Source organism: Stenotrophomonas sp. (genome assembly GCF_059505245.1).
Genome location: NZ_JCACKF010000018.1, coordinates 82927 through 95801, shown reverse-complemented (window position 1 = coordinate 95801; position 12875 = coordinate 82927). Strand labels below are relative to the sequence as shown.

At 68.0% G+C, this 12875-nt stretch carries 13 protein-coding genes; 8 read left to right on the top strand and 5 right to left on the bottom strand.

Going from position 1 to position 12875, the window contains the following annotated elements:
- Window positions 1–42 precede the first annotated feature (42 nt).
- The 3 genes from radC to AC5JLE_RS08090 all read left to right on the top strand — a co-directional run bounded on the left by radC (window position 43) and on the right by AC5JLE_RS08090 (window position 3466).
- Window positions 43–747 (top strand): RadC family protein, encoded by a 705-nt coding sequence (radC, locus tag AC5JLE_RS08100; protein ID WP_014035697.1) that lies wholly within the window; start codon window positions 43–45, stop codon window positions 745–747.
- Window positions 748–859: 112 nt separating this feature from the next.
- Window positions 860–2548: an arginine--tRNA ligase gene (gene argS, locus AC5JLE_RS08095; RefSeq protein ID WP_032961431.1), complete on the top strand. Its 1689-nt coding sequence runs from the start codon at window positions 860–862 to the stop codon at window positions 2546–2548.
- A gap of 21 nt (window positions 2549–2569) precedes the next feature.
- Window positions 2570–3466, top strand: a complete 897-nt coding sequence (locus AC5JLE_RS08090; RefSeq protein WP_049408687.1) for an SPOR domain-containing protein — start codon at window positions 2570–2572, stop codon at window positions 3464–3466.
- A 90-nt stretch (window positions 3467–3556) separates the two neighbouring features.
- Here the strand turns inward: AC5JLE_RS08090 and AC5JLE_RS08085 are convergent, their stop codons facing one another.
- Complete coding sequence (locus tag AC5JLE_RS08085) at window positions 3557–4309, bottom strand: SDR family NAD(P)-dependent oxidoreductase (RefSeq protein ID WP_014035694.1); 753 nt, start codon at window positions 4307–4309, stop codon at window positions 3557–3559.
- Window positions 4310–4469: 160 nt separating this feature from the next.
- Between AC5JLE_RS08085 and AC5JLE_RS08080 the strand changes: the two genes are divergently transcribed.
- Window positions 4470–4937: a YehS family protein gene (locus tag AC5JLE_RS08080; protein WP_014645662.1), complete on the top strand. Its 468-nt coding sequence runs from the start codon at window positions 4470–4472 to the stop codon at window positions 4935–4937.
- Here AC5JLE_RS08080 and AC5JLE_RS08075 read toward each other — a convergent pair.
- Window positions 4906–5793: a LysR family transcriptional regulator gene (locus AC5JLE_RS08075; protein ID WP_014645661.1), complete on the bottom strand. Its 888-nt coding sequence runs from the start codon at window positions 5791–5793 to the stop codon at window positions 4906–4908. The genes AC5JLE_RS08080 and AC5JLE_RS08075 overlap by 32 nt on opposite strands.
- 143 nt (window positions 5794–5936) lie before the next feature.
- Here AC5JLE_RS08075 and AC5JLE_RS08070 point away from each other — a divergent pair, with 143 nt between their 5' ends.
- Window positions 5937–7085 carry an MFS transporter gene (locus tag AC5JLE_RS08070; protein ID WP_343238362.1) on the top strand — a complete coding sequence of 383 codons (1149 nt, stop codon included), beginning with the start codon at window positions 5937–5939 and terminating at the stop codon, window positions 7083–7085.
- Here the strand turns inward: AC5JLE_RS08070 and AC5JLE_RS08065 are convergent.
- Complete coding sequence (locus AC5JLE_RS08065; RefSeq protein WP_032961475.1) at window positions 7082–7780, bottom strand: TorF family putative porin; 699 nt, start codon at window positions 7778–7780, stop codon at window positions 7082–7084. The genes AC5JLE_RS08070 and AC5JLE_RS08065 overlap by 4 nt on opposite strands.
- Window positions 7781–7958: 178 nt before the next feature.
- Here AC5JLE_RS08065 and AC5JLE_RS08060 point away from each other — a divergent pair, with 178 nt between their 5' ends.
- Window positions 7959–8348: a DUF6165 family protein gene (locus AC5JLE_RS08060; protein ID WP_010486915.1), complete on the top strand. Its 390-nt coding sequence runs from the start codon at window positions 7959–7961 to the stop codon at window positions 8346–8348.
- 6 nt (window positions 8349–8354) lie between these two features.
- On the opposite strand, the gene AC5JLE_RS08055 is transcribed toward AC5JLE_RS08060, so the two are convergent.
- Both AC5JLE_RS08055 and AC5JLE_RS08050 read right to left on the bottom strand, forming a co-directional pair.
- Entirely contained in the window at window positions 8355–9038 is a 684-nt protein-coding gene (locus tag AC5JLE_RS08055; protein WP_032961444.1) for a response regulator transcription factor, read from the bottom strand.
- 198 nt (window positions 9039–9236) lie between these two features.
- Window positions 9237–9809 carry an OmpO family porin gene (locus AC5JLE_RS08050; RefSeq protein ID WP_014645657.1) on the bottom strand — a complete coding sequence of 191 codons (573 nt, stop codon included), beginning with the start codon at window positions 9807–9809 and terminating at the stop codon, window positions 9237–9239.
- Between the two features lie 210 nt (window positions 9810–10019).
- Between AC5JLE_RS08050 and AC5JLE_RS08045 the strand changes: the two genes are divergently transcribed.
- Window positions 10020–12422 (top strand): S9 family peptidase, encoded by a 2403-nt coding sequence (locus tag AC5JLE_RS08045; RefSeq protein ID WP_496065185.1) that lies wholly within the window; start codon window positions 10020–10022, stop codon window positions 12420–12422.
- Between the two features lie 91 nt (window positions 12423–12513).
- Window positions 12514–12873 (top strand): DUF1428 domain-containing protein, encoded by a 360-nt coding sequence (locus AC5JLE_RS08040; RefSeq protein ID WP_014645655.1) that lies wholly within the window; start codon window positions 12514–12516, stop codon window positions 12871–12873.
- Window positions 12874–12875: the final 2 nt, after the last annotated feature.

Sequence of the window (12875 nt, the reverse complement as noted above, 5' to 3'; positions counted from 1 at the left end):
GCCCTGATGGGCCGCATCGCCCCCACTGGCGATGATGCAGGCATGCCCATCCACGACTGGCCCGAACAGGAACGTCCCCGCGAGAAGCTGATCGCACGCGGCCCCGCCACGCTGTCCGACGCAGAACTGCTGGCACTGTTCCTCGGCTCCGGCTTCGGTGGACGCGATGCGGTGCAGACCGCGCGCGACCTGCTGCAGGCGCACGGTCCCCTGCGTGTGCTGCTGGACCGCCCGGCCCGCGAGCTGGCCCGGTTGCCGGGGCTGGGCCCTGCTCGAAGCTGTGCACTGGCCGCCGGGCTGGAACTGGCCCACCGCTATCTGGCGGCCGAACTTCAGCAGGGCGAGGCCGTCGGCAACAACCCGGCTGCGGTCGGCCGCTATCTGCAGCACCGCCTGCGCGGCCAGGCCCGCGAGATCTTCATGGCGCTGTTCCTGGACAACCGCCACCGCCTGATCGCCTGCGAAGAACTGTTCCAGGGCACCATCAATGCCGCCCCGGTCTATCCCCGCGAGGTGGTGCGTCGAGCCCTGCTGCACAATGCGGCAGCGGTGATCCTCAGCCACAATCATCCTTCCGGCGACCCCGAGCCCTCCGGCGCCGACACCCGCATCACCGATGAACTGCAGCAGGCGCTGGCACTGGTGGACGTGCGCCTGCTCGACCACTTCGTCGTCGGCGAGGGCCGCCCCGTTTCATTTGCTGAACGGGGCCTGCTGTCCCCGCCCCAGCCGCGCCTGTTCGGCTGAACGGCCCTGGTCAGGGCCGGGCGGGCGCCCCGCAGGCATGTCCTGGTCAGCGTGGGCGCGGGCATCTGCGCTAAAATGGGCGATTCCGCCGCTCATTCTCACAGCAGGCCTCGTGAAAAATCTCCTCCGCGCCCTGATCAGCCAAGGCATCGAAGCCTTGCGCGCCAATGGCACCCTGCCCGCCGACTCCCTGCCGCCGGACTTCGTGGTCGAGCGCCCGAAGACCCGTGACCACGGCGACTTCGCCACCAACGCCGCGATGCTGCTGGCCAAGGCCGCGCGCAGCAATCCGCGCGCACTGGCACAGGCGCTGGTCGAGGCGCTGCCGCGCAGCGAGGACGTCAGCAAGGTCGAGATCGCCGGCCCCGGCTTCATCAACTTCCATCTGGCCCCGGCCGCGTACCAGCGCGAAACCGCCTCGGTCATCAAGGAAGCCCACGACTACGGCCGCAACCTGTCCGGCAATGGCCGCACGGTGGGCGTGGAGTATGTGTCGGCCAACCCGACCGGCCCGCTGCATGTCGGCCATGGCCGCGCAGCGGCGATCGGCGACTGCGTGGCCCGCGTGCTCGATGCCAACGGCTGGAACGCCAAGCGCGAGTTCTACTACAACGACGCTGGCGTGCAGATCGAGAACCTGGCGCTGTCCACCCAGGCGCGGATCAAGGGCATCGCACCCGATCAGGACGGCTGGCCGGAAGGCGGCTACCGCGGTGAGTACATCGCCGATGTCGCCCGCGCCTACATGGCCGGTGCCAGCGTCGACCTGGAAGGCAGCACCGTGGTCGGCGCCAAGGATCCGGACGACATGCAGGCAATCCGCCGCTTCGCCGTGGCCTACCTGCGCAACGAGCAGAACCTGGACCTGGCCGCGTTCGGTGTCGACTTCGACATCTACTTCCTGGAAAGCTCGCTGTACGCCGACGGCAAGGTTGCCGAAGCGGTGGCCAAGCTGCAGGCGTCCGGCCACACCTATGAGGAAGGCGGCGCGCTGTGGCTGCGCAGCACCGACTTCGGTGACGACAAGGACCGCGTGATGCGCAAGTCCGACGGCACCTTCACCTACTTCGTGCCGGACGTGGCCTACCACCTGTCCAAGTGGCAGCGCGGCTACGAGCGCGCGATCACCGAACTGGGCGCCGACCATCACGGCTCGCTGGCGCGCGTGCGCGCCGGCCTGCAGGCGATGGAAGTGGGCATCCCGCAGGGCTGGCCGGAATACGTGCTGCACCAGATGGTCACGGTCATGCGCGGCGGCGAGGAAGTGAAGCTGTCCAAGCGTGCCGGCAGCTACTTCACCCTGCGCGACCTGATCGAAGAAGCCGGCCGCGATGCGACCCGCTGGTTCCTGATCGCGCGCAAGCCCGATTCGCAGCTGACCTTCGACATCGACCTGGCGCGCCAGCAGAGCAACGACAATCCGGTGTTCTACGTGCAGTACGCGCACGCCCGTGTCTGCAGCCTGCTGCGCCAGGCGCAGGAAAAGGGCCTGGTGTACGAGCAGGGCAATGGCCTGGCCAACCTTGGCCACCTGGCCGACGATGCCTCGCTGCTGTTGATGAACGAGATCTCGCGCTATCCGGAAGTGGTGGAAGCGGCCGGCGTGGCGCTGGAGCCGCACCTGGTGGCGCAGTACCTGCGTGAATTGGCGCATGCCTTCCACACGTGGTATCACGGGACGCCGGTGCTGGTGGAAGACGCCGCCGATCGCAACGCCAAGCTGACCCTGGCCTGCGCGGCGCGCCAGGTGCTGGCCAACGGCCTCGAACTCCTGGGCGTGAGCGCCCCGGAAAAAATGTAAGCATCAGGAGACGCAGTACACATGGCAGCACGACGCGGCAAAACCCAGGCACGACGCAACAGCAGCAGCCAGGGCACACCCGGATGGGTGTGGCTGGTGGCCGGTGTGGCGATCGCCGCCGTGGTGTTCCTGGCGGCGCCGAACCTGTTCAAGGGCGAAGGCGACGGCTTCCTGCGCGCCGGTCCGCAGCCGAACCCGAACGCGCAGCCGGCCCCGGTTGCTGATGCAGACAGCGATGTCGGCAGCCAGCCAGCCGCGCAGCCGGCCACGCCGAAGCCGGCCGAACCGGAGAAGCCCGCGGCGACACAGTACGACTTCTACACCCTGCTGCCGGGCAAGGAAGTGGAAATGTCCGACGCCGAACTGGCCGCCAGCGCGCGTGCCGAGGACCAGCGCCGGGCCAAGGCCGAAGCGTCGCGCGCGCAGGCCGCGCTGGAGGGCAAGCCGGTGCCGCCGGCGAGCACGGCCACGCCGGCACCGACCGCAACGGCCAGCGTCGTCAGCACCGCACCGGTGACCGCGAGCAACCGTCCGCTGCCGGCACCGCTGAGCGAGCGCCCGGCCGCGGCAACGCCGCCGGCCAGCACCGCACCGGCGTCGACCAGCACGGCCGCCGCCCCCGCGCCGCGCGCGGAAGCCGCGCCCACCGCGCCGGCGACCACTGCCGCACCGGCGCCCGCCGACAACGCGCGCTACATCCTGCAGGCAGGTGCCTTCGGTGCGTCCGGCGACGCCGAAGCCACCAAGGCCAAGCTGGCCATGATGGGCCTGGCGGCACGCGTGGAGTCGGCGCAGATCAACGGCAAGACCGTGTATCGCGTGCGCATGGGGCCGTACGGCAGCGCCGGCGAACTGTCTGAAGCGAAGCAGAAGCTGGATGGCACCGGCCTGCAGGCGATGGCCATCAAGGCGCAGTGACGTTCTGCGGGACTGCATGAAGAAAGCCGGGCATTGCCCGGCTTTTTTTGTTTCTGCCGAGTCGAGCATGGCTCGACTCTACACACGGCGTCAGCCCTCGCGGGCGACCTGGAACCCGGCGAAGGACTGGCTGACCGGCATCAGCTCCAGGCGATTGATGTTCAGGTGCGGTGGCAGCGTGGCCACCCAGAAGATCTGTTCGGCGATGTCTTCGGCGGTCATCGGATTGGCACCGCTGTACAGCTTGTCCGATGCATTCTGGTCGCCATGGGTGCGGACCACGGTGAACTCGGTCTCGGCCATGCCCGGCTCGATCGTGGTCACGCGCACGCCGGTGCCGTGCAGGTCCGAACGCAGGCCCAGCGAGAACTGGCTGACGAAGGCCTTGGTGCCACCGTAGGCGTTGCCACCCGGGTACGGGTAGACGCCGGCCACCGACGAGATGTTGATGATCGCGCCCTTGCGCTCCACCAGCTGCGGCAGCAGGCGGTGGGTCAGGGTCACCAGCGCGGTGATGTTGGTGTCGATCATCGTGGTCCAGTCCGACAGCCTGGCGCTCTGTGCCGGTGCGGTGCCCTGCGCCAGACCGGCGTTGTTGACCAGCAGGTCGATCTCGCCGAAGGCCGGCGGCAGCGCCAGCAGGGCCGCCTCCATCGCCACCGGATCGCGGATGTCGAAGGCGGCGGCGTGCACCACGTCCTTGCCATAGCGCTCGACCAGCGGTTGCAGGCGTTCGCCGCGGCGGCCGGTGGCGATCACTTTCCAGCCGGCCTGGGCGAAGCGGTGGACGGCGGCGGCGCCGAAGCCGGATGTGGCGCCGGTAATCAGGACAGTGCGGGTCATCAGGCAACTCCAGGGGGAAAACCAGATCCCCATTCTGGCACCGTCCGGCAGCAGCCGTGTTGCCGGATCGGCCGGATCCGGGGTCAGATCCCTTTGCGGAGCAAAGGGGTCTGACCCCGGCGGCGACCCCACTTGTCGGGGTGACCGGTACAATTGCGCCATGATCAACAATGATGTCCTGCGCAGCGTGCGCTACTCCCTGGACCTGGGTGACCAGCACGTGGTCACCCTGTGCCAGATGGCCGACCCGGCCTTCGCCGTGGATACCGAGCAGGTGAAGGCTTGGCTGCGCCGCGAGGACGAAGCCGGTTTCGAGGCGATGAACGACAGCGCACTGGCGCACTTCCTCGATGGCCTGATCGTGCACCTGCGCGGTCGCGACGAGAGCCAGCCGCAGCGTGCGGTGGAAACCCGCATCGACAACAACCTGGTGCTGAAGAAGCTGCGCGTGGCCTTCCAGCTGCGCGACGTGGACCTGATGGAGATCTTCGCCAGCGCCGGCTTCAACGTGTCCAAGTCGGAAGTCGGTGCGTTGTTCCGCCAGCCCGGGCACACCAACTACCGGCGCTGCCTGGACCAGATGCTGCGCAACTTCCTCAAGGGCCTGAGCCTGCGCCTGCGCGGCTGAGCACGGCCTCGACGAAGGCGCGCGCGGCTGGCGTCGGCAGCCGCTGCCAGACCAGGTGTACGCGCCGGGTCGGGGTCGGCTGCAGTGGAATCTGAACCACGCCCTGGAAACCTTCGGCGATCAACGCCGGCACGATGCCGACCGCCAATCCGTGGCGGACGAAGCGCTCGACCAGTTCCATCAGGTTGACCTCGAAACGCACCGTGTGCGGCAGGCCAGCGGCGGCGAAGGCATCGTCGGTCTGCCGGCGCGCACCGGTACCGCGCGGGAAGTCGACCAGCGCTTCATCCTGCAGTGCGGTCAATGGCAACCGCGTGCGCCCGGCGAGCCGGTGCGACGGCGCCAGTACCGCTACCAGATCCTCCTCCTGCAGCACCTGGTGGCAGACGCCGTCCAGCGCTGCCGACGGCGCCAGGCCGACCAGTGCCACATCCAGCGCGCGCGACTGCACCTGTGCGATCAGGTCTTCGCTCTTGTCCACGCGCAGCTGGAACTCCACCTGTGGGTGCACCCGCTGGAAGGCCGCCAGCATCGCCACGACGTCGATGTCGGTCAGCGAAGAAATCTGCCCGATGGCCAGCAGGCCACGCACTTCGCCACTGACGGCAGCCACGTCGGCGCGCAGGTGGCGCAGGCTGGCCAGCACCTGGCGTGCGTGCACCAGCAACGCCTCGCCGGCGGCGGTAGCCCGCACCTGGCGTGGCAGGCGCTCGAACAGCGTGGCACCCAGTTCCTGTTCCAGGTGGGCGATCTGGTGGCTGAGCGCGGACTGCACCACGTGGCAGCGCTCGGCGGCACGGGTGAAATTGCCCTCCTCGGCCAGGGCGACGGCAAACTCGAGCTGCTTGAGGTTCATCCAGCTATCTTGTTTTCAGATGACAAGGATGATGATGATTCATTTCCATCATGACCGCAGCAGGCGGACACTGTGCACCCCGCTTCCTGGAACACCGCGTGAGCCCGTCCCTTCCCCCTCTGCACCGCTGGCAGGTGCTGCTGATGTCGGTCGCCACCGGCGTGGCCGTGGCCAGCAACTACTATGCGCAACCGCTGCTGCACACCATCGCAGATGCCTTCGGCGTGCCGTTCGGCCAGGTCGGCATGGTGGTTACCGCAGCACAGCTGAGCTATGCCGCCGGACTGATCCTGCTGGTGCCACTGGGTGACCTGTTCGAGCGCCGCCGCTTGATCGTGGTGATGAGCCTGCTGTCGGCCGGTGGCCTGGTGATCAGTGCCTGCGCGCCGTCGCTGGCCTGGCTGCTGGTCGGGACCGCGATCACCGGACTGTTTTCGGTGGTGGCACAGGTGCTGGTGCCGTTCGCGGCCACGCTGGCCGCGCCGGAACATCGTGGCCGCGTGGTCGGCACGCTGATGAGTGGCCTGCTGCTGGGCATCCTGCTGGCGCGTACCGTGGCCGGCCTGCTTTCCAGCCTGGGTGACTGGCGCCTGGTGTATGCCATCGCTGCCGGCACCCTGGTGCTGACCGCACTGGCATTGCAGCGCGGCCTGCCGCGATTCCACCACAGCGCCGGCCTGGGCTATTTCGCCTTGCTGCGCTCGATCGGCGTGCTGTTCGTGCAGGAGCCGGTGCTGCGCCAGCGCACCCTGCTGGGTGCCTGCAGCTTTGCCATGTTCGCGATTTTCTGGACCCCGCTCGCGTTCCTGCTGGCACGGCCACCTTACGCCTACAGCGATGCCACCATCGGCCTGTTCGGGCTGGTCGGTGCAGCCGGCACGCTGGCGGCCGGCCTGGCCGGGCGCATGTCCGACCGCGGCCAGACCGGACGCGCCACTGCCATCGCGCTGGTGCTGTTGCTGCTGTCGTGGCTGCCACTGGGGCTGTCGGCCCACTCGCTGCTGGCGCTGCTGATCGGCGTGGTGGTGCTGGACCTGGCCGCACAGCTGCTGCACGTCAGCAACCAGAACCTGATCTATGCGCTGCAGCCCGCGGCGCGCAACCGCCTCAATGCCGGCTACATGACCGGCTACTTCATCGGCGGCTCGCTGGGTTCGCTGCTGTCGGCGCAGGTCTACCAGCGCTACGGTTGGACCGGCGTCTGCGTGGCCGGTGCCGCCGTGGCCGTGCTGGCCCTGCTGCTGTGGCTGCCCGGCGCGCTGCGCGCGCGCCAGGCGGCATCGTCGAACTAGAAGCTGCCCTGCAGCGCCAGCTCCCAGCGTCCACCGGCATTGCCCGGGAACAGTCGCTTGGCCGCGCTGTCGGTGTCATGCACGGTGGCGCGCAGCTCCCATGCCGGAGTCAGCGTGGCAATGGCACTGAGCTGGCCATGCAGGTAATCCGGGCCCTGCGCGGTGGCCAGCCAGTACTGGCCCACCGCTGCTTCCAGGCGGACGCGTTCGTGCAGCGGCACACGCACGCCCAGCTGGGCATAGGTTCCGCGATGGCCACCGGCCAACGCATCGTTGGAATGCGCGACCTGCAGCCAGGCGCGCTGCTTCCAGGTCACGGTCGTGTTGAGTTCGGTCCAGTCCAGCGCACGAGCGGTACCCGGATACACATAGCGGGTCAAGTTCGCATCCAGCGTCCAGCCCGGTGCCAGCGCGCCGGACCAGCCCGCCACCAGGTCGAACTCGCTGCGCGCGCCATTGTCCGGCTTGAACGAGACGTTGGACCCCCACACGCTGGCGTACCAGCCCGATGGGATCGAGATCTTCGCGCCGGCCTGCACCGCCGGGTCACCATCGCTCTGCGAGCTGCCGCGCCACACGTAGTCACTGGTCAAGGCCGCACTGCCACTGACCTGCACCTGTGCCTGCGCGCTGCCCATGCCAAGCAGCCCTGCCAGGGCGGCCACCACCGCCGCCATCATCCCCTTGCTGTTCACTGCACTGTGTTCCTCGTCGAAGGCGGTCACGCCGCCGGGACGGCAGTGTCCAGCGCGTGGCCGTAACGGATCGAGGGTGCGGCCCGGCCCGCGGCGCAAATTCGGCGTAAATCCCGTGGATCGGGGCCATGCGCCAGCGGCGCGGTATCATGGCGCCCTGTTTCCAGGAACCAACCGCGTGGACGCCATCCTGACCCCGGTATCGATCGGCGAGCTGATCGACAAGATCACCATTCTCCAGATCAAGGCCGAGCGCATCGACGATGCCGCCAAGCTGGCCAACGTGCGCACCGAGCTGGACGGCCTGCTGCCCCTGTTGCAGCAGCAGCTGCAGGCACAGCCGGCCCTGGCCGCGCTGCAGCAGCAGTTGAAGGCGATCAACGAGCGTATGTGGGACATCCAGGACCAGCTGCGCGACAAGGAAGCGGCCCAGGTGTTCGATGATGCATTCATCCAGCTGGCACGCGGCGTCTATGGCACCAATGGCGAGCGCGTGCAGGTGAAGAACGAGATCAACCGCGTGGCCGGTTCGGCACTGGTGGAAGAGAAGCAGTACCAGGGCGAGTAACGCCGCTCATCCGCATTCCAGCAGGTGGCGGAAGCGGAACAGGTCACCGTCCCCGCGGATGCCGAGCTTGCGGTAGGCCGAGGTTTTCTGCGAGCTGATCGTGCTGGCTGAACGCCCCGATCGCAGGGCCATTTCGCTGGTGCTGACCCCTTTCAGCACCAGCCCGAGCACTTCCCGTTCGCGCTGGCTCAACGGCACCAGTGCCGGGGCCGGCATTCTGCGTGCACGCGTGCCCGGCAGGTTCAGTTCCGCGCGCAGCTCCGGTGGCACGAAGCGCCCTCCCCGGGCGACCACATCAATGGCACGCAGCAGCACGTCCGGTGGCGTCGACTTGGACAGGAAGCCGCGCGCACCGGCACGCATCGCGGTGGCCACCGTGCTGGCATTGCAGTGTGCCGAGAGCACCAGCACCGGCAGTGCCGGCCAGCGCTGCGACAGCACGTGCAACAGGGCCAACCCATCGCCCAGGTCGCCCATGGGCAACGCATCGATCAGCAGCAGGTCGACACACGTCGGGCTGCGCTCCAGCAGGTGCAGCAGGTGCGCCTCGCTGGACAGGCTCACCCGTACCTGCACACCCGCGTGCTGGCGCAGCAGCACTTCCACGCCCAACCGCAGTACCGGGTGCGGGTCCAGCAGCGCCAGGCGTCGTGGCCGATCAGGCAGCAGAGGCGGAAGGGTCAGCGGCATTGCGGCATGTCCAGGCAACATGGGACATCCAACGTAGGTCGGTGCCCGCAGCGGCGGAATCCAATTCCTTGCAATGGCTGGCCCGCGCATTCCGCCAGTCAGACAGCATTCCGGTTTGCCACGGCGCAAACGCAACAGGCCCGGCAAATGCCGGGCCTGTTGGGGCGTCTCCAGCGCGCAATCGCGCCGAGGCAGCAATTACCAGCTGAAGCGCGGGCCGACGGTGTATTCCTTGTCGCCGTGGCGGTTCATCTTCAGCTCGCCGTTCAGGCCCCAATTCTGGTTCAGCTTGACCTGACCACCCAGGCGGCCGTACCACTGGCCATCCGGATTGACGCCGTGCTTCTTGGCGTAGTCTTCGTAACCGACCATGCCGTAGACCTCGGCGTGGGCGCCGAAGGCAGTGCGGATACCGGCTTCAGCGCTGTAGCCGTTGAAGTCCAGACCGTGCTTGCGGTCGAACTTCTGGTAGGCAACGCGGGCAACGAAGTCGGTGCTCGGAGCGATTTCAACGTTGTAGCCGGCACCGACCTTCCACTGGTCAACCTTCAGGTTGGTGTGGTCGATTTCCTGGCGGCTGTATTCGCCGAAGGCGTGGAAGTTCGGCAGGAAGCCGTAGGAACCCTTCACGCCCCAGCCGTCGGCCTTGATGCCTTCAACGTCGGTCTTGGCGTAGTCGGCTTCGGCGTAGTTGTAGGACAGGTTCTCAGCAGCCGAAGCGGTGAACGGCAGGGCAGCGGCCAGGGCCAGAGCAATCAGCGAATTCTTCATGGGGGTACACCTTTACTTTCTTATGGTGTGCAGCAGCGCCAGGGCGCCATCGCATCGGGAATGTAAATTCTCCGTTATTCGCCACAACGCTCCCTGAAAACAGCGGTCTTCGCATTGCTGAATTTTTTGGCTTGATTCAGGCTGCGTCTGGCATACGCGCGCGGCGCGCGTGCATTCGAATTCCGCTGACCCTTGCAACAGGAGGTTGCCTTGCACGTACCTGCCCCGCTGCGGTTCCGGTTCTGCGCCGCCGTCCTCGCCTTCATCGGCGTGCTTTCCACAGCATCGGCTCGGCCGTTGCAGCCCTCCGATTACCAGCGCGCCGAGCGCGTGCACGACAGCCACCTGCGCGGTGCGCTGCGCAATGCCTCGCTCCTGCCGAACTGGCTGGCCGATGGCCGCTTCTGGTACGAACGCGAAGACGGCCAGGGCCGGCGCGAGGGCGTGCTGGTCGATCCGGCGCAGGCCTCCCGGCAGATCCTGTTCGATCGCGCTGCGCTGGACAGCGCTGCGGGGGCCCTGGGGGTGAACGGGCAACGGTTGCGGTTGGTCAATGTGCAGGTGCTGGCCGATGGCCTGCGCCTGCGCTTCAGCGGTGAAGCCGGCATCGACTGCCAGTGGCCACGTTGGCAGTGCCTGCGGACGCAGGGCGCCATGCCTGCTGCCGATGCACTGCCCGCACCCGACGGCGAGGCCTCGCTGCAGGTGCGCGACCACAATCTATGGCTGCAGCAACGCCGACAGGCACCGCGGGCGCTGACCACCGGCGGTGTCGCCGGCCATGGCTATGGTGTATTGCCCGATTTCACCCTGCGCGGTATTCCACGCAGCCAGGGCCGGATGCCGGCGCGGCCGTTCGCCGTCGGCTGGTCGCCCGATGGACGCTATGTTGCCGGCGTCCGCTACGACGAACGTGCGCTGCGGGACTACCCCTATCTGGAAAGCACCCCGGCCGGCGGCGCGCGGCCCCGCGTGCACACGGTGAAACTGGGATTGCTGGGCGATGCACAGCAGGTGCGTGACAGCCTGTACATCGTCGATGTGCGCAGCGGCCGGCAGCAGGACATCACCCTGCCCGAGGGCTGGAACACCCTCAGCGAGGCCGGCGTGCTGGGCTGGGACGGCCACCGGCTGTATGCCGCGATCGCGCACTTCGGCGCGCCGCGACGACTGCGCCTGGTGGAGATCGATGCCGGCAGCGGTGCGCTGCGCGCCGTGCTGGAAGAAGCCGGCGACGCGCGCCTGCAGCTCAGCCTGTATTCCTACAACCGTGCCTCGGTTGCGATCCTGCCCGGCCAGGACACCGCCGTGTGGTTCTCGCAGCGTGATGGCTGGGGCCATCTGTACCGGGTGCGCCTGTCCGACGGCAAGGTGATGCGCCAGCTCACCCGCGGCCGGTGGGCGGTGCGTGACCTGCTCGGGGTGGACAGCGCAGGCGCTTGGGCATACTTCAGTGCTGGCGGTGTCGAGGGCGGCGATCCCTACGTACGTGGCCTGTACCGGGTAGCACTGCACGGTGGGCCGGTGCAGCGCCTGGCCGCCGAGGGCAGCGACCACCTGGCCGATGCGGGCACCGGCATGCTGTTCGGCGGACGCGCGCCGCAGGCGCTGTCGCCCGGCGGCAGCTATCTGGTGGATACCGTGTCCAGCCTCGCGCAGCCGCCGCGCACGGTGCTGCGCGCCAGCGACGATGGCAGCGAAGTGATGGTGCTGGAGGCTGCGGATGCGCAGGCGATCATCGCTGCTGGCTGGCGGCCGCCGCGGCGCGAACGGCTGCTGGCCGCCGACGGGCGCACGCCGATCTTCGCCACCGTCTACCTGCCCCGCGACTATCGCGATGACGGCAGCTTCCCGGTGATCGACGCGATGTACGGCGGTGCCTTCATCAGCAATGCGCCGGTGACCTATGCCGAAGCGGTTTCGGCGCAGAACCCGGTATCGCGCGCCAGCCTGGCCGAGCTCGGCTTCGTGGTGGTCAGCATCGATGCCCGCGGCACCGGCGGCCGCGACAAGGCATTCCATGACAGCAGCTTCCTGCACGGCGCCGATGTGCAGCTCGATGACCATGTGGCCGCGCTGCGCCAGCTGGGCGAACGCTACCGGGGCATCGACCTGCAGCGGGTCGGCATCTACGGGCATTCGTTCGGTGGTTACAGCGCGGCGCGTGCACTGCTGCGCCACCCGGCGTTCTACAAGGTGGCTGTGGCCTCGGCCGGCAGCCACAATTTCCAGGGCATGTACGGCGGCGCCCTGCACGGCATGGACCGGCTGTTCGGTGGCGTGGTGCCAGCTACAGCCATGGCCGATGGCGTGCCGGCCCCCTTTGCCGGGCTCGACAATGCGGCACTGGCCGGCAACCTGCGCGGGCATCTGCTGCTGGTCTATGGCGAACTGGACGAGAACGCGCCACCGGCGCTGACCCTGCAGCTGGCCGCGGCCCTGAACAAGGCCCAGCGTAGTTACGACCTGCTGTACCTGGCCCGGCAGGACCACGAACTGTTCCGCAACGACGCCACCTACACGCACCGCATGTGGGACTACTTCGTGCGCCACCTGGCCGGCCAGCAGCCACCGGATACGGTGCTGGCCCCGCTCCCGGGTGCCCCGGGCTGAACAGGCGCACGCGGGATGTCGATTCCCTACGCGCTGGTTCGTCGTGTACCTGAAGGCCGTGCATGTGGCACGGTCCATCCGGAGGCAGGCAATGAGCTACATCGACGGTTTCGTCCTGGCGGTGCCCACCGCCAACAAGGAGAAGTTCCTCGCCCATGCACGCACAGGGGATCCCGTTTTCATCGAGTACGGCGCGCTGCGCGTGGTCGAGTGCTGGGGCGATGACGTGCCGCACGGCAAGACCACCGACTTCTTCGGCGCGGTGAAAGCCACGCCGGATGAGACGGTGGTGTTTTCCTGGATCGAATGGCCGGACAAGCCGACCCGCGACGCCGGCATGAAGAAGATGATGGAGGACCCGCGGTTTGATCCAACGAAGAATCCGATGCCGTTCGACGGCGCGCGGATGATCTACGGCGGCTTCGTGCCGCTCTACGAGCTGACGCGCTGAAC